Source organism: Hahella sp. KA22 (genome assembly GCF_004135205.1).
Classification (GTDB): Bacteria; Pseudomonadota; Gammaproteobacteria; order Pseudomonadales; family Oleiphilaceae; genus Hahella.
Genome location: NZ_CP035490.1, coordinates 282,592 through 298,344, shown reverse-complemented (window position 1 = coordinate 298,344; position 15,753 = coordinate 282,592). Strand labels below are relative to the sequence as shown.

Sequence of the window (15,753 nt, the reverse complement as noted above, 5' to 3'; positions counted from 1 at the left end):
GGCAAATGGAATTATCTGCGGCTCATTTGCTCAGTAAAGGCGTATTCCCGGGACTGGGTTTCAATCAGATCCTGCACCAGGGCCAGAACCACCGCGATGGCTTTTTCCACGCCGGAATTGTGTTGGGACAGCTGCTGTTTGATCTCTTCGTCGGCGTCGTGATAACCCAGAGTGGGTCGACGCACCGGATGCTCGCCGAGAAACAGGGCGTGACGCAGGCGATACAGTTCTTTGAAGCAATCCGCCGACTCCGGCGGGCGACCCAGCACCAGACTGACCCGTTCGCGCAGATGCTGCATGTCCTCGTCGTTGCGGGCGCCTATCAGCATTTCCAGCTGGTTTGCGACCAGCATGGCGGTGCGGGCGCCGTAACGATAGCGTTGCTGGGCGATTTTCAGCATATCCACCAGTACTTTGTTGGCGGTGGAAATCGCTGTATTACGGTGGCTGGTTCCCAGCATTTCGAACCAGTCCCAGACCTTCTCGAAATTTAACTGGCCGATGCGCGGCCAGCCGTGATCCACGGCGCTTTGATTGGCGTCATAGAACGCTTTGGAATCAAAGTCCTGCGCCTCGAAACGGTGCGCCTGCTCGCCGAGGAATCGGGTCGCCAGGAGCTGACAAGAGCCCGGCAAGGCGATGTTCATACCCAGCATCAGTTGTTGAATGAATACGCTGGCGGTGTGATAAATGGAGTAGGGCGCGGTCAGGTCGTTACGGGCCGCCACCTTCAGGCTCAGCGTGGCGCTCAGGCTGACGCTGCTGTCTTCGGCGTGCTTGCGGCGATAGTGATTGAAACTGCCGGAGCTGTCCTTGGCTTGTTGCAGGGCGCGAACCATGTCTGACGCATCCAGAGAAATATCGTATTCGCCGAGCTTGCCGCGATAGGGGTCTTCCACTTTGAAAGGACGATCCTTGAAGAAACCGTCAATCTGACGCCATAAGTCGATGCACAACGCCGTCTCTTGTTCGCCGCCGCTGGGAACCGCGTTTTTGACTTCCAATTGAATCGTTTCTGTGCTTTGCATTAAAGAGGCTCCACTGTCGTGCTGTGCGCTGTCGGGCGCGTCATTCGGACGCCGCCGGCGAGTTATAAATTCAGTGTTTCAATATCTCTACGGGTTCTGGCTGCAATATCCCGTAGCTCCGCTAATGGTAACAGCTTTTCCTTGGCGCCTTTATGTTGCAGGACAGATTCCGAATTGGTCATGGCGTAGTGGAGAGCTGTGGCGGTATTCTCGCCGAGAATAATAGCTGCGGTAAAGGTTGCGGCGAAGGCGTCGCCGGCGCCGGTGGTCTCCACTACCTGCAGGTCGGGCAGGGGGCGCGCATAATACAAATGCTCGCGATCATAGACATATGCCCCTTCTGCGCCGTCAGTGATGGCGAAAATGGCCGGCGGCAGCTTCGCCAGTTCTGGAATCAGGTCGGGAACCGATGGCGACTTGAAGAAGTTGAGACCGAGGAATTTACAGGCCTCTTCTTTATTCATGACCAGAATTTCCACCCGATCGATCAACTTCGACAACTTGGCGTAACCCAGCTCCGCCTGATAGTTACTGGGATTGAAGGCCAGTTTGAAGCCGTTGCCGGCGACCAGATCGCAGACGGTCTGGAAACTTTGCTCCAGCATGCTTGAAAGATATACCCAGCGGGTCTGAAAAGGCTGAATATCCGCCGCCTCAAGATGATCGTTAGCGCCTTTGTAAGCGAGAATGGAGCGATCATCCTTGATGCTGTTAAGGATGACGGAAAAGCCGGTCTGTCCGCCCCGGGCGCCTAAGAAACTGATATGTTCCTCGTGCAGTTTATTCAGTACGAAATCGCCATTGGCGTCATCGCCGATTTTGCCCAGGAAGCCGGTATTCAGTCCCAGTCTGGAGAACGCCACCGCGGTATTGGTGCCGCCGCCGCCAGTAGTGGTTCTGAGCTCTTTGATTAAAAGTTTACTACCTAACGGAAAAGCGATGAGTTCGGAATGTGTGGTGCGCGTGTCGATGCGGATCAGCTCGGAATCCGTGTCGGCGAAGTGATCTACGGTGGCGCTGCCGATGGTGACAACATCAAATGTCATAGGCAATATCCTTAATTATTGTTAGCGGAGTTTCGGAATATTACTAGGATAGCTCTAGCTAACGCTATCTTGCTGACCCAAGTCAAGTGCATGGACGACATCGTTTTTCTGCCTTGGATCAAACTCCCTGTGATACCAAAGAGTATAGTATTTCCGCATGTGGAATAACCTTCGGAGGAGCGGAGCGATGCATGAATTTGAACTGGCGTGCGGGGTCGATGGACTGAGCGATTTTCTCGACGCTTTGGGCGGGCAACTGGATGAACCGCTGGCGCAGGATAAGATCGCGCTGGCGTTAGCGGCCCTGGCGCAACTGGGCGATGGGGAAGAAGAGGACATCGAGTTTGATCTGCGCTATCAGGACGCTGTCACCCCGGTCATCATTAAAGCGGCGGTGACCCATAATGTCGGTCCGCGGCTGGTGTTCGCCACGCCCTCTGAGCCCCTATTCGAGGCGGCGCGCCGATTGGCGTAACCGCCTTCGTCAATATCTGTCAACCTCCGGCGTCGCTCGTCACGCTGACGAACGACGCCGGAATAATCGTGGAGGAGCATGAAGCTTCAGGCGGTCAATCCGCCATCCAGCGCCACCGCCTGTCCAGTCATGAAACTGGATTCATCTGAACATAGCCAGGCGATCATACGTCCTATTTCCGCTGGCTCGCCCAACCGTTGCATCGGATTGGCGCGCACAACCTTAAGCGCCTTCTTCTCATCCATCGCCTGCAGCGCGCGTTGCACCATCGGCGTGTTGATAAAGCTGGGACAGACCGCGTTGATGCGAATGCCGGAGCTGGCGTATTCGACCGCGGCGGACTTGCTCAACCCCACCACGCCGAACTTGCTGGCGGAGTACGGCGCGAGCGACGGCGCGCTGCGCAGACCGGCGATAGAGGCGAGGTTGATGATGCGCCCGTCGCGGCGGGGCAGCATGCATTTGATCTGCTCACGCATACACAGGAACACGCCCTTCAGGTTGATGTCGATCACCTGATCCCAGGTAGCCTCGTCGATATCCGCCAACCTAGCGTTGACGTGCTCCACGCCAGCGCTGTTGACGGCGCAATCGAGCCTGCCGCAGACTTCGATCACGAAAGCGTGTAAATGGGCGACCTGCTCCGCCTGAGTCACATCGGCGGGACAGAAATGCGCCCGACCGCCCTGGTCGCGAATCAACGCGGCGACGGCGTCGCCTTGTTCCGCATTGATGTCGGACAAAACCACTTCCGCCCCCAACTGCGCCAGCAGGAGAGCGGTCTCCTTACCAATACCGGAAGCGGCGCCGGTGATCAGAATCACCTTGTCCTGCAGATCGTAAGCCATATCCGCGCTCCTTAGTTATCCGCTACCTTCAGCACCAGCTTGCCGAAGTTGTCGCCGCTGAACAGCATCATCAGCGTGTTGGGGAAGTTCTCAATGCCTTCCACCACATGCTCTTTGGCTTTTAGTTTGCCGGCGGACATCCATCCAGCCATTTCCATCGCCGCCTTGCCGTAATGTTTGCTGTTGTCGAACACCACAATGCCTTCCATGCGGGCGCGGTTGACCAGTAAGGACAGATAGTTGGATGGACCTTTCACCGGTTTGGTGTTGTTGTATTGGGAAATGGCGCCGCAAATGACAATGCGCGCATGCAGATTGATGCGGGCGAGCACGGCATCCAGGATATCGCCGCCGACATTATCGAAGAAAACGTCGACGCCGTTGGGACATTCCCGCTTCAGGCCGGCCATGACGTCTTCGTTTTTGTAATCCACCACGCCGTCAAAACCGAGTTCCTCGGTCAGATAGCGGCACTTTTCAGCACCGCCGGCGATGCCCACCACTCGACAGCCTTTGATCTTGGCTATCTGACCGACGACGCCGCCCACCGCGCCTGCGGCGCCGGACACTACTACGGTCTCGCCCTCTTGCGGCTTGCCGGTGTCCAACAGGCCGAAATAGGCGGTCATGCCGGGCATGCCGAGCACGCCCAGATAGCGTGGAGCCGGAGCGATGCGCGTATCGACTTTGTGCAGTTCTTTGCCGTTGCAAATAGCGTATTGCTGGACGCCCAGTGTTCCCACCACCATGTCTCCCGGACTGAAGCCATCGTGGTTGGAGGCGATAACTTCGCCGACGGCGCCGGCGCGCATAACGTCGCCAATTTGCACCGGCGCGATGTAGGACTTGCCTTCGTTGAGCCAGCCGCGCATGGCGGGATCAAGAGACACGTATTGAATTTTCACCAGTACTTCATCAGCGCCTGGCTGCGCGACAGGTTTCTCGCAGAATTCCCAGGTATCGTCGCCGGGTTCGCCCACTGGTCGCTTGGCCAGACGATATTGCTTATTAAGCAGTTCGCTCATGGATGTATTACCTTTATTGTTGATTGCGTCTACTGTGTTTCAGATAGCCTTTTGGATTTTTCAGCGTCGCACATGGCGTTGAGGAATAACACTGGCGTATATGACATAAAATAGGTTGTTTTAGCCATATCTTTGCCTGTAAACGGCGTCCTGGGGATAGGGCGTCGACGTTTGTTCGCTTCTGGTCTGGCAAGCCGTGAAGGCTGCGGAACCTTAATCCATAAGGGGTTAAAAAGCGGCGCGCAGGGGCATAGAATGGGTCAGGTTCAGGTCTAACACTCCCGGTCCGGATACCGCTTCAAACAAGACAATCCCACGCCGGGGCAGCGCTTTCAGCTACAAGGGATACCGCTGATGATGACGAAAATTTCTGCTCTGATCAGACTTTCCGTTCGCCTCGCTTTGCTGTGTTTCGCTTTGGCGGGCGCCTGCCGCGCCGCGGACGACTTAAATATGATGACGGAGGACTACGCTCCGCTGAACTTTGCTGAGAACGGGCGTCTGCAAGGCGTATCTGTGGATCTGATGGAAGAAATGCTGCAGATCGCCGGCTATTCGCAAACCCGCGCCGACATATTGTTGATGCCCTGGGCGCGGGCCTACACCCACGTGCAGCAAAGCCGCAATGCGGTGCTGTTCGCCATGACCCGTACAGAGCATCGCGATGGTCTGTTCAAGTGGGTTGGTCCGATTATCCCTTCTCATATCGTGATTACCGCTCGTCGCGACAAATCCCTGCGCGTCTCCTCCCTGCAGGATTTGAAGACGCTGCGCATTGCCACTGTGCGCGATGATATCGGCGAGCAGTTGTTACTCAATAACGGCGTGCCTGACAGCGCGTTACGGCGCACTTCCAGCCCTCAGGTGGCCTTGGCCATGCTGAGCCTTGGACAGGTGGACGCCTGGGCATACGGCAGGCTTGGCGCAGCCTGGTATATCAAGCAGATGAAACTGAAACCGACTGACTACGAAGAGATCTTTACCCTGAAAGATTCAGATCAGTATTTCGCGTTCAGCCTGCAGACGCCGGATGACGTGGTGCAGCGTTTTCAGCAGGCGCTGGATCAGCTGAAAAACAACGGACGTCATCAGGCCATTGTGAACCAATATGTGGAAGGGGCGTTGTAAGTCGGCCCGATGCGTTCGCCGCACCGGGCCTATTCGTTTTTAACGCTTCAACACCAGAGTGGAGAGGCGCGCCGCCCGCACATGGAAATCCGGTGCGGTATAAAGGAAGACGCCTGGGCCGCGATTGGTGAGACGCCAGACGAACAGAGACAGCGCGGTGACGCCCAGGGTCGCCAGGGTGGGGTACAGCGCGTACCAGCCGGTGACTGCTGCACTGCTGTCGAATACGCCGGCTTTGATCAGCGCCGGCGCCAGCCAGACCCCCGCCATTTCAATAAATATCCGATGCAGCACATAAATCTGCAGCGTGTTCTTGCCCATCCAGCGCAACATTTTGAAATCCGCAATGGACTGTGTGAACGCGAACCCCATGACGCTGATGCTCACTAGCAGCAAGCTGGTGAACAGGAAGTGCTCCCAATGCAGCAGTTTCAAACTCAAGGCAGCCAGTCCAAACACCGCCAGAAGGCCGATGCTGCGCAGACTGATGCGGCTGAGCAGGGAAAACAGATGGCGTCCGTAGAAACAGCCCAGCCCGTAAAATACGCCATTGGCGATGATGCTTTTGGTGGGCCAGTCATGGACAAAGGTTTGCCCGATAAAATGCCCCATCAGCAAAACCAGCATCGCCAGCGGCCAGCGACTGGACAACAGTTTGCAGATGGCGAAATACCAGGGCAGGGCGTAGAGATACCAAAGGCTGCTGGAGCCGGTCAGGGTCAGGGAGATGAACTCCGCCGGATTGGAGGAGTACAGTGCGTTGGTGACTTCCGTCAGTTGTTTTTCAGATCCCCCGGCCCAGTTGACCAGAGTGACGCCCAGCCATTGCAGCGCGCCCCAAAGCACAAAAAGGTAGGCTAGATTATAGATACGCTTCTGCGCCACATCGCTCCAACGATACTGGGTGACAGCGCGATGCACCAGAAAGCCGGAGATCATAAAAAACAGCGGCATGCGCAACGGCGCCAGATAGATGCTCACCAAATGGTGAAAATGTTCAAACTTGACGGCGGCGGAGCTTAACTCAACTCCGGGCAAAGCATAGGAAGTAATAATGACGTGGTGAAGCACCACCAGCAAAATACAAACGCCCTTCGCCGTATCAATCCAGTCGATGTTGGTTTTGGCTTGGTTCGCCATGGTCTAACCCTTATCCATTGGTGGCGGTAAAAGTGTAAAGTCCCGGAAGATAACAAAAAACTTTTACCCTGCATACCGCGTACCAACAGGCGCTGTCTGGCAAGTGAGTGAGCGCACGCTTTTTGTTGTTTTAACAAGACAAAAAGTCGTGTTTTGATGGTGAAAAATAGCCCTGAAATGAAGCGGACTAACCAAGCGGCGCTTCGTTATGAAGCGCGAAGTGAAAGCAGTGAAGAGGCGGCAGGAAGAATGACTGCGAGAGCGCCAATACGAAGCTCAGGCAAGTTCTCGCTCCCGCAGAATATCCATAACTTCCCGCAACGCCGGTTCGATTTGGGTGGGCGCGCTTTGATGGGGCGTCACCCAGACTTTCGGATGGCTCCATAATGGGTGAGCGGCGGGCAGAGGTTCCTGTTGGAATACATCCATCATGGCCCCGCGTAAATGGCCGCTGTCCAGGTGCTCCAGAAGCGCGCTTTCATCCGTCACCGCGCCGCGGGACAGGCAAACTACGGCGGCCCCTTGCGGCAGGCGGGAGAGACGATCCATGTTCAGGAAGCCCTCCGTCGCTGCATTATGAGGCAGCATGTTGATCAGAATGTCGCATTGCCCCAGAAACTCATTCAACGCGTCTTCGCCGGCATAGGCGTTCACACCGGACAGGGTTTTGCGGCTGCGCGACCAGCCTGACGTCGGATAACCCAGACTATGCAGATATTGCGCGACTGCGCCGCCTAGGCTGCCCTGTCCCAGTACGCCTATTCGCGTGTCCTGGTTTGAGCGGTAAGAGCTGTGCGTCAGCCAGTTTTTTTCCTGTTGCGCCTGACGAAACTGGTCGAAATTACGTTGAAAGTGCAGGACGGCGTAGGTGGCGTACTCTGACATCGCCTGACGCATGCCGGCGTCCCGCATACGCTCTACGGGGGTTCCCGCTGGCAGGCGTAATTGTCGAGCCAGGCCGTCAATGCCCGCCCCCAGACCGATGACCAGTTTCAGGTTACTTGCCTGTGTCCAGTCCGTCAGGGCAGGACGCCAGATAAGCAGAACATCGATTTCTTCTATAGCGACGTCTTCCGGCGCCAGCAGCCGGAATTCCGGGCTGATGGTTTGCGCGGCTCGCCGCCACTCCTGCAGGTCGAACGCGCCGCTGTGAAACACGATGTTCATGAGAGTCTCCGGGGTCGTTTGGAAACGGGATCAGGTTCTGAAAATATCTGCGTCGCTGTTGAAGTATTTAAACTCCAGCACATTGCCGGACGGGTCGCTAACGAAAAACGTGCCTTGTTCACCCGGTTCGCCGACGAAGCGGACCTTGGGCGGCAGCAGAAAGGTGTCGCAGCGTTCGGTGATGCGATCGCGCACTTTTTCCCATTCGCTTTTATCCAGAATAACGCCGAAATGCGGTACGCGAATGCTGTCTCCGTCCACCGCGTTGCGGCCGGCGTCTTCCTGGGGGCTTTCCACGAGATGGGCGGTAATCTGATGGCCGAAGAAGTCAAAATCGATCCAGCGTTCCGCAGTGCGACCGATAGCGCAGCCGAAACGATCCACATAAAAGGCGCGGGCGGCGTCCAGATTCGTCACGGGAAAGGCCAGATGAAACGGCCGCATACATACCTCCTGAAATAAGTGATAATTGAGCTGTGTGCAATTATCACTGTGAAATTAACGATTAAAAAGCGATATTAACTCAATTTGGTTGAGATTTTCTCATTATGCGAATGCTGCCTCCCCTAAACGCGGTGCGCACGTTTGAATGCGCCGCCCGGCACCTCAGTTTCACCAAGGCCGCAGAAGAACTCTGTGTGACGCCCGGCGCCGTGAGCCGCGCTATCGCCGGGTTGGAGGAGCGTCTGCAGACGCCGTTGTTCAGTCAGCACAAACGCCGTCTGCAACTCACCGCCGCCGGACGCGCCTATCTGTTTCATGTCACACAAGCGCTGGACCGCCTGTCTCTGGGTACGGATGAGTTGCTGCAACATCGGGGCGAGGGCGGTTTGCTGACGATCGGCGCGTTGCCGACGTTAGGCTCCCGCTGGTTGATTCCCAAGCTGCAGGACTTTCAGCAGCGTTATCCCAATATCTCCGTCGAAGTGAAGACGACGCCCTCTGATTTCTCCAAGGCGTTCACCGAACTGGACCTGAATGAGCATGGGCTGGATGTGGCGCTGTATATCGGTCAGGGCGACTGGTCCGGCGTGCGGCGGCATAAACTGTTCCAGGAGCGGTTGCTGCCGGTGGCGGCGCCATCGCTAAGGGAGGAGCTGGAGGCCTTGGGGCGGGGCGAAGCTGATCCTGGTCGCCTGCTGTTGCACTCCACTCGGCCTCATGTGTGGGCGCACTGGTTCGAGGCGCAGGGATTTGATTTCACTACGCCGACTTGGCGCGCCCGCTTTGAACATTACTACATGGTGATCGAGGCGGCTGTGCATGGACTGGGCGTCGCTTTGCTGCCGGAAGTGCTGGTGGCGCAGGAACTGTGCTCCGGCGCACTGTTGGCGTTGAATGAAAGGGACTTGCCGCAAGCGGAAAATTACTATTTATTGCATCACCCGGCGCGCAGTGAAGAAAATAAAATCCGCGCGTTCCGGGACTGGTTGATGCGGACGGAAGGCGTGAGAGAAACCCCCGTCTTAAAGGGCAAGCCTGCCGATGTGGAAAAGGATAATTGATGAAAAACATAGCGCTAAAAGTATTTAAGGTGTTGCTGGGCTTACTGTGTATTCTCCCTACGACGATGATGTATATCTTTGGGGTTTCATTAGTGTTCTGGCATTCGGCACGGGGTGAACAGGGGCTGGATTTCGGCATTATGATCTTTTTCGCAGCGACCGGTCTCGCGTTACTGTCATTAGCATGGTTATGGATACGGCGCCCAGGTTATGTTCTGAGAAGTGTTCCGATATGGATATGGCTGGGTTTGATTGCTGGAAATGGTGTTGTTATTTATATGCTTGGCGACACTGGCGGGCGGTCTTATCAACACTCCCCGGTTGGTCGGCTCATGATGGGTGACTTTGACGTGCTGGTAGGGTTCTGGGTCGTGGGCGGCGGACCCGCACTGTTCTCATGGTATTTGCTGTATAAGGTATACAGGCAAGGCGTGCGTCTATCTTCACAGGGGAATCCGGCGACCCCTTCTCAATGAGCGGGAATCAGTCGGCGGCTTTCCAGTTCCCCTTCGTACTCCAGGACTTCCCGGAAGCCGTGACGGGTATAAATATCCTGTAGGGTTCCGTCTTTTTTGAGCTGCTTCAAACCAGCGTTAAAGGCGGCCTGTTGGTCTTCATAGTCGCGCGCTTTTTTGGAAAACACCACATACAGGAATTTGACCTCCAGGGGCGGCTCCAGAAAACGGAGGTCGCGCAGGTATTGCGGGTAGTTTTTTTCCAGCAGGTAGCGGGCGACGAATTTGTCGATGAAGATAAGCTGCACCCGATTGTAGTAGAGGCGCTGCAAATTAGTGAGGTCGTCGACGACGTCTTCCTTGTACAGAAAGGACGCGCTGTCAAAGGCGTCAGTATTGATATAGCCGCGCACCACGCCGAATTTATACTGAGACAGCGCCTGTAGCGCCTCAAGCTGATTTCTTCTGGGGTCTACGCTGAACTGAATGTCGCTATCGTTGCGCACATAAAAGCCTACCGGGCCGCCGAGAAAGGGATCGGAATAAACGAAATCCTCCAGACGGGAGGAGGAATAATATTCCGGGAACAGCGCGTCCATTTCCCCTCGTTCGGTCATATCCAGCGCCCGCGCCCAGGGCAGAAATTTGACGCTGGGCGTGTAGCCGCCGCGTTTGAACGCTTCCGTCACCAGTTCGTAGACGAATCCAAAATTACGCATCTCCTCGCCGACATAGGGCTCCCAGTTGAGTGTGGCCAATATAGTCGTCGGTCGCTGCGCCGTCATGGCGGAAGGGGAAGGGAACAGCAGGAGGGACAGCGTCAGCACGGCGATCGCGCGGCGCGCTGATCCTGATTGCAAAGGGAGCCGTATCCAGTGAAAACGCCGTATCATCGGATATCCGTCATGGTGTTTTGATTTACGGGTGCGTGTTAAAGCTTAGGTGAGTCCGCCGTATTTGGCCAAAATCAGCGTTTCCCGTCGTCTGCGTCGGTGTGAGAAGACCGGACGGCGAGCAGCGGCCATCCGATCGGCTATGCTTGTTTGAGAGGTAGTAAACGATGAATGTAGTATTGCGACCGGCCACGGCGGCTGACGCCGATACCGTGACTGATATCATGCTGGCGTCGCGAAAGAAGTTTCTGGCTTATGCTCCTATGGCCCACTCGGAACGGGAAGTTCGTGGTTGGGTGCGATATCTCCTGCTTCCCCGCGAGTCGGTGACGCTCGCCGTGGCGGATGAGCGCATCGCTGGATTTCTCTCGTTGGACAAAAGCGACCGCCTGACCTGGCTGACTCAGTTTTATCTCGCCCCTGACTATGTCGGACGCGGCATCGGCTCCCAGCTGTTGACCCATGCGTTGTCGCTGGCGTCGAAGCCGGTCAGACTGCATTGTTTTCAGCAAAATCAGGACGCCCGGCGCTTCTACGAACGCCATGGGTTTGTCCCGGTGCGCTTTACTGACGGCTCCGGCAATGAAGAACGCTGTCCAGACGTACTTTATGAATTGGCGTAGCTGCGGCGTTATTCCTGTTCGCGCATCAGAAGAAACTGGCTGTACAGCACCACGCCGCCCCAGATGATCGCCGCAATCATGATCAATGAACCCAATAAGTGGGCGCCTTGGGCGATGCCATGATCGAAGCGCAGCAGTCCGGTTTCCGTGAGCAGGTATTCCCAGTCATGGAAACCGTAAGGGGAAGAATGGCCGAAGTTGCCGCCCAGCAATGGCAGTTGGCCCGCCCGCGCGTCGTTGATGTAGGGCGCCAGGTCGAGAAAGTTTTCTCCGAACCACCAGGCGCACACGGCGGCTCCAAAGGTGTTGTGATGTTTGAACAGCAGGACGCCAAAACAGATGGCGGGCATGATCAACTGGCCCAGACTGCCTCCCAGGGAAGCGATGAACTGTCCCAAGGGGCGAAAAATCACATGCCCGGCTTCGTGAAAAGGCAGATTAATCAGGTGAAGAAAGGATTCGCCCGCTGCATTGGATGCGATGGAGGAAGTCATCAACCACAGTCCCCAGAGCGCCAGCGCCGCCAGCAGCAACGCGCGTCCGCCGACGGAAATGGGATCGGGAGAGGCGTCGCCGGGATATAGCAAAATTTCCCGCCAGGAAACTTTCTCTTCAACTTCTTCTGTTTCCTGCTCGGGTTCCTGCGCTGGATGTGGGCTGTCATGGGCCTGTTGCGGCGGGTGATATTTCAAATATTTTGCGAAAACAATGCCGCAGCTTTCGCAGTCGACGTTGCTATCCCTCTGTTCAAAACCGCATTTGGGACATTTCATATACTGGCGTGATCTTTTCGTAAATAGGTTTTGAGATTCTAGGTCAGCAGAGATCCGAAGCAAGCGCCAGGGCGTAATCATGACAACCCGTTCGCAACACATTGGCGAAGGGGAATTATCGTCCAAGACAAGTAGAGTGCATCATGCCCGCCCATGTTCATACGCTGAGGTTGTTGCTCGGCGATCAGCTCAACGCCGCCCACCGTTGGTTCCGGGAAACAGATCCGGGCGTACTTTACGTGATCGCGGAGCTGCCTCAGGAAGTCGGTTATGTCGTGCATCATGTGCAGAAAGTCTGCGCCTTCTTCGCCGCCATGAAATCGTTCGCCGACGCGTTACGGAAAGCCGGTCATGAAGTGTTACATCTGACCCTGGATGACACGCAGGAGTTCGCCGACCTGCCAGCGTTGTTAAATCATCTGTGCGAACGCCATCAAGTACGCCGCTTCGAATACCAGCGTCCAGATGAATACCGCCTGTTGCAGCAGATGGAACAGCTTAAGTTAGGGGAGAGAATTGACATCGCGCAGGTCGATACGGAGCATTTTCTGCTGCCTTTTGCGGAGATATCCGACCACTTTGTGCGCGGCGAGCACCTCACCATGGAGAACTTCTATCGGCGTATGCGCAAGCGCTTCGACATTCTGATGCTGGACGGGGCGCCCTTAGGTGGAAAGTGGAATTTCGACAGCGAAAATCGCAACAAAATCAAAGCAGAGCAGTTGGCGGAAATTCCCGATCCCCTGTGCTTCGACAACGATGTCAGCGTTATTCTCGAACGTCTGCGGCGACATGGGGTGAAGGCCTTCGGCGTCGCCCATGAGCGCTTGCTGTGGCCGGTGACGCGACGCCAGGCGCTGCAATTGCTGCAACACTTTTGCGAACGATGTCTGCCCCAGTTTGGTCGCTTTCAGGACGCCATGACTGACGCCGTGGAGACGCAATGGAGTTTGTATCACTCCCGGCTGTCATTTGCCTTGAATACCAAAATGCTGCATCCCATGCAGGTGATCCGCGCGGCGCTGGAGCGCTATGAACAGTCCGACGGGGCCATTACATTGCCGCAGATTGAAGGCTTTGTGCGGCAGATTCTCGGTTGGCGTGAATATGTGCGCGGCGTGTACTGGGCGAATATGCCGGAATACATGCAGAGCAACGCGCTTGGCGCAGGAAGACGCCTTCCCGGTTACTTCTGGGACGGCGACACCCAGATGCGCTGCGTCAGCAAGGTGGTGGGACAGTCGCTGCAATACGCCTACGCCCATCATATTCAACGTCTGATGGTGACAGGCAACTTCTGTCTGTTGACCGGGATCGATCCGGACCAGGTGGATCAGTGGTATCTGGGCGTCTACGTGGACGCCATCGAATGGGTGGAAGCCCCCAACACCCGAGGCATGAGCCAGTTCGACGACGGCGGTCTGATCGCCACCAAGCCCTACGTCAGCGGCGGCGCCTATATTCAGCGCATGAGCGATTACTGCAAGGGTTGCCGCTACGACGTCAAAGCCAAGACCGGCGCTAACCCCTGTCCGTTCAACAGCCTGTATTGGCGCTTTATTGAGCGACATCGGGAACGGCTTCAGCACAACCCCCGGCTCGCCATGATCTACCGGACCTGGGAGCGTTTCACGCAGGAGCAGAGACATGAGATCCTGGCGCAGGCGGAGGATTATCTGGAGCGGATCGAATCCCTCTGATCAGGCGGCGGGTCGGCTGCGGCGGAACGGTTTCTTAACGGCCACCACTACCAGGGCCAGTATCAGCAGCACGTTGAACGCGCCGAACACCGCTTCCCGCAGCATGGCGTGGTCGAAGACCTGATTGGCGCCGTTGACGGTCTCAAGTGATAGCAGAATGGCCGGGTACACCATCAGCTGAGCGTTCAGCGCAATCAGAACGAAGCCGCCGACTTTGATCCACAACCAGGTCGCTTTGGGCTTTCCTGATAACAGAATGCCGCTGAGGCCAGCGAGCCACATCGCCGGCAGAGTCAGCCAGGCCGTGCCGGCGGCGACCCACTCACGGTTCAGCGTCAGAGCGTGTAAGTCATTTTCCGGCAGGACTGCCCCGAAGAAGATATAGGCGGCGATGCTGCCAAAGAACACGGCGATCGACAGTAGATGAACGGTTTTTAGTAAAGTTCTCACAAACAGACTTCTTTTTTGTTAGTGCGCTAACTATATGGATAAAAAAACGCCCTACGACATGTTTTTCAAAACGCGCCGCAAGTAGTCTTTGAATTGGGAAGCTTCTTCGGGGGTGAACGTATGCAACGCTCGCGCATTGATGTCCTGGGCCAGAATCGGCAACTCGCCCATTAACTCAACGCCCTTGGCGCTGATATGTATCCGATAAGCGCGTTGATCGCTTGCGTCAGGGACTTTCAGAATCAGCCCCTTGGCGTCCAGCCGACGGATGATGCCCGACATGGTGGGGCGATCGAAAAACAGCGATTTTCCCAGCTCGCTGATTTTCTGCCCGTCGTTTTGTCGCAATCGGGCCAGCACTGACCACTGGCCCGGTGTCAGATCATAGGGACGCAACGCCGTCTCCAGAGCGAATTTCATCTCCCCGGCGGCCTTGTTGAGCAGAAAACCCAGGCTGTCATCTAATTTCATAGCGCAGTATGTTAGTGCGCTAACAGTATCTCTGCAAGTAGAAGTTTAAATAGAGCCTTGCAGAGAGCTCAGGCCGCCTCCGTCGGGCGCTCATTATTGTTGAGCCAGCGCGCCACTTCCTCTCTGTCATCCACTTCCCAGGGATGGAAATCGCGACGTAAATAGCGCAGAAACTGAGGCAATGACTGGCGTAGCACGCCGGGTTTGCCCCACAGAAAATTCAGTCCGTGCAGCCAGGTTTTCAGATCCCAGAATTTACCCTCTGTTTTCAGCATGGAGCAGGTGTTGAGAAAGGTGAAGCGGAAGAACTGGAAGGTGACGATCCAGAACGCCACGAAGCGCATGCGATAGAGGCCGACCTGACTTTGATACACATCGAAAGCCACGGATTTATGCTCGATTTCCTCCACCGCATGCCAGCGCCATAACGCCTGCATGGTGGGGCTGGCGCCCGCCATCCAATCAGGATTCTTCAATACGCCGTGAGCTAATACGGCGGTGTAATGTTCGGCGGCGCAGGTTCCCGCCAGACGGCGACTGCGTTTGAATCCGCCGACAAACTCCATGTGTTTGTGAAAGCGGGCGTTCATTTTGTCCAGGTTATAGCCGCGTTGCGCCAGCGCGTCGTTGTAGCGGGCGTGTTCCCGGCTATGCATGCCTTCCTGACCGATAAACCCCCGAATGTGCTGCTGTAGCTGGGGATCTTTCACATTTTTGCGGTAGTCGCGCACGGCCTTGATAAACAAATGCTCGCCCTCGGGAAATTGCAGGGAGAGCGCATTGAAAAAAGCGGTTTTAAATGCGTCGCCGCCATGCCAGAGCGTGCTGAGTTCGGCGTCCACGTCGAAGCTCAGATTGCGCGGCTCTACGTTAATCTCCGGCGGCGTGCGGCTGTCGCCCTCTCCTGCGGCGGGGTGGCGTTCTGCGGTGCTGTGTTCCATTGTCATGACGGCGTCTCCCGTTGACCCAAGTGATCTGATTACAATCTATAACTAGGCGCGGCTCGCAAACAGGTTGCGGCCCATC

General features: G+C 56.1%; 18 protein-coding genes. 6 read left to right on the top strand and 12 right to left on the bottom strand.

The window, feature by feature from the left end:
• Positions 1–11: 11 nt before the first annotated feature.
• Together EUZ85_RS01405 and EUZ85_RS01400 are read right to left on the bottom strand one after the other, a co-directional pair.
• Positions 12–1,028, bottom strand: a complete 1,017-nt coding sequence (locus EUZ85_RS01405) for a hypothetical protein (RefSeq protein WP_127974170.1) — start codon at positions 1,026–1,028, stop codon at positions 12–14.
• Between the two features lie 62 nt (positions 1,029–1,090).
• Positions 1,091–2,074: a carbohydrate kinase family protein gene (locus EUZ85_RS01400; protein ID WP_127974169.1), complete on the bottom strand. Its 984-nt coding sequence runs from the start codon at positions 2,072–2,074 to the stop codon at positions 1,091–1,093.
• Between the two features lie 187 nt (positions 2,075–2,261).
• On the opposite strand from EUZ85_RS01400, the gene EUZ85_RS01395 reads away from it, so the two are divergent.
• Positions 2,262–2,549 carry a hypothetical protein gene (locus tag EUZ85_RS01395; protein WP_127974168.1) on the top strand — a complete coding sequence of 96 codons (288 nt, stop codon included), beginning with the start codon at positions 2,262–2,264 and terminating at the stop codon, positions 2,547–2,549.
• A gap of 86 nt (positions 2,550–2,635) precedes the next feature.
• On the opposite strand, the gene EUZ85_RS01390 is transcribed toward EUZ85_RS01395, so the two are convergent.
• Positions 2,636–3,397, bottom strand: a complete 762-nt coding sequence (locus tag EUZ85_RS01390; RefSeq protein ID WP_127974167.1) for an SDR family NAD(P)-dependent oxidoreductase — start codon at positions 3,395–3,397, stop codon at positions 2,636–2,638.
• Between the two features lie 11 nt (positions 3,398–3,408).
• Positions 3,409–4,422 (bottom strand): NADP-dependent oxidoreductase, encoded by a 1,014-nt coding sequence (locus EUZ85_RS01385; RefSeq protein ID WP_127974166.1) that lies wholly within the window; start codon positions 4,420–4,422, stop codon positions 3,409–3,411.
• 354 nt (positions 4,423–4,776) lie between these two features.
• Here EUZ85_RS01385 and EUZ85_RS01380 point away from each other — a divergent pair, with 354 nt between their 5' ends.
• Complete coding sequence (locus EUZ85_RS01380) at positions 4,777–5,550, top strand: ABC transporter substrate-binding protein (protein WP_127974165.1); 774 nt, start codon at positions 4,777–4,779, stop codon at positions 5,548–5,550.
• Positions 5,551–5,589: 39 nt separating this feature from the next.
• Here the strand turns inward: EUZ85_RS01380 and EUZ85_RS01375 are convergent, their stop codons facing one another.
• The 3 genes from EUZ85_RS01375 to EUZ85_RS01365 form a co-directional block, all read right to left on the bottom strand.
• The gene (locus EUZ85_RS01375; protein ID WP_127974164.1) at positions 5,590–6,690 is read right to left on the bottom strand and encodes an acyltransferase family protein; all 1,101 of its coding nucleotides are present in this window, start codon (positions 6,688–6,690) and stop codon (positions 5,590–5,592) included.
• Between the two features lie 276 nt (positions 6,691–6,966).
• Positions 6,967–7,857 carry a glyoxylate/hydroxypyruvate reductase A gene (locus EUZ85_RS01370; RefSeq protein WP_127974163.1) on the bottom strand — a complete coding sequence of 297 codons (891 nt, stop codon included), beginning with the start codon at positions 7,855–7,857 and terminating at the stop codon, positions 6,967–6,969.
• A 30-nt stretch (positions 7,858–7,887) separates the two neighbouring features.
• Positions 7,888–8,301: a VOC family protein gene (locus EUZ85_RS01365; protein WP_129498704.1), complete on the bottom strand. Its 414-nt coding sequence runs from the start codon at positions 8,299–8,301 to the stop codon at positions 7,888–7,890.
• 110 nt (positions 8,302–8,411) lie between these two features.
• On the opposite strand from EUZ85_RS01365, the gene EUZ85_RS01360 reads away from it, so the two are divergent.
• Both EUZ85_RS01360 and EUZ85_RS01355 read left to right on the top strand, forming a co-directional pair.
• Positions 8,412–9,362 carry a LysR substrate-binding domain-containing protein gene (locus EUZ85_RS01360; protein ID WP_168199893.1) on the top strand — a complete coding sequence of 317 codons (951 nt, stop codon included), beginning with the start codon at positions 8,412–8,414 and terminating at the stop codon, positions 9,360–9,362.
• Positions 9,362–9,838: a hypothetical protein gene (locus EUZ85_RS01355; protein WP_127974160.1), complete on the top strand. Its 477-nt coding sequence runs from the start codon at positions 9,362–9,364 to the stop codon at positions 9,836–9,838. The genes EUZ85_RS01360 and EUZ85_RS01355 overlap by 1 nt, the downstream gene beginning before the upstream one ends.
• Here the strand turns inward: EUZ85_RS01355 and EUZ85_RS01350 are convergent.
• The gene (locus EUZ85_RS01350) at positions 9,832–10,677 is read right to left on the bottom strand and encodes an ABC transporter substrate-binding protein (RefSeq protein WP_241566923.1); all 846 of its coding nucleotides are present in this window, start codon (positions 10,675–10,677) and stop codon (positions 9,832–9,834) included. The two genes, EUZ85_RS01355 and EUZ85_RS01350, sit on opposite strands and share 7 nt — an antisense overlap.
• Before the next feature lie 200 nt (positions 10,678–10,877).
• Between EUZ85_RS01350 and EUZ85_RS01345 the strand changes: the two genes are divergently transcribed.
• Complete coding sequence (locus EUZ85_RS01345; protein WP_127974158.1) at positions 10,878–11,333, top strand: GNAT family N-acetyltransferase; 456 nt, start codon at positions 10,878–10,880, stop codon at positions 11,331–11,333.
• Between the two features lie 8 nt (positions 11,334–11,341).
• Here the strand turns inward: EUZ85_RS01345 and EUZ85_RS01340 are convergent, their stop codons facing one another.
• Complete coding sequence (locus EUZ85_RS01340; RefSeq protein WP_241566922.1) at positions 11,342–12,025, bottom strand: zinc ribbon domain-containing protein; 684 nt, start codon at positions 12,023–12,025, stop codon at positions 11,342–11,344.
• A 224-nt stretch (positions 12,026–12,249) separates the two neighbouring features.
• Between EUZ85_RS01340 and EUZ85_RS01335 the strand changes: the two genes are divergently transcribed.
• On the top strand, positions 12,250–13,806 hold the full coding sequence (locus tag EUZ85_RS01335) for a cryptochrome/photolyase family protein (protein WP_127974156.1): 1,557 nt from the start codon (positions 12,250–12,252) through the stop codon (positions 13,804–13,806).
• Here the strand turns inward: EUZ85_RS01335 and EUZ85_RS01330 are convergent, their stop codons facing one another.
• The 3 genes from EUZ85_RS01330 to EUZ85_RS01320 form a co-directional block, all read right to left on the bottom strand.
• A complete protein-coding gene (locus EUZ85_RS01330; protein WP_127974155.1) occupies positions 13,807–14,256 on the bottom strand; it encodes a hypothetical protein in 450 nt (149 codons plus the stop codon).
• Between the two features lie 51 nt (positions 14,257–14,307).
• On the bottom strand, positions 14,308–14,727 hold the full coding sequence (locus tag EUZ85_RS01325; protein ID WP_127974154.1) for a MarR family winged helix-turn-helix transcriptional regulator: 420 nt from the start codon (positions 14,725–14,727) through the stop codon (positions 14,308–14,310).
• 68 nt (positions 14,728–14,795) lie between these two features.
• A complete protein-coding gene (locus tag EUZ85_RS01320; protein ID WP_127974153.1) occupies positions 14,796–15,674 on the bottom strand; it encodes a metal-dependent hydrolase in 879 nt (292 codons plus the stop codon).
• Positions 15,675–15,753 lie beyond the last annotated feature (79 nt).